Source organism: Leifsonia sp. HAY1-4F, assembly GCF_056755275.1.
Window position 1 is genome coordinate 1 of record NZ_JBNDHX010000325.1, and the last position, 266, is coordinate 266.

The window sequence follows — 266 nt, forward strand, 5'->3', positions numbered from 1 at the left end:
GTTCCAGGCCGTGCACACGGCGGACGTCGCGGATGCGTACTGGCGGGTGCTGGAGCACAGGGCCGAGGGAGCTTACAACATTGCCGCCGAGCCGGTGATCGACCCCAATGCGCTCGCGTGGACCCTCAAGGCCCGGCGCTTGCTGCCGTTCCCGCTTGCGGTGCTTCGCGCCGTCGTCGACGTCACGTGGCGGTTGCGCTTGCAGGTGACCGACGGCGGCTGGGTGGACATGGCGGCCAACGCGCCCATCATGGATTGTTCCCGCG

Annotated in this window: 1 pseudogene; it reads left to right on the forward strand. The window is 69.2% G+C overall.

The window, feature by feature from the left end:
* A pseudogene (locus tag ACPYOG_RS19695) lies at positions 1 to 266 on the forward strand (NAD-dependent epimerase/dehydratase family protein); the annotation flags it as partial.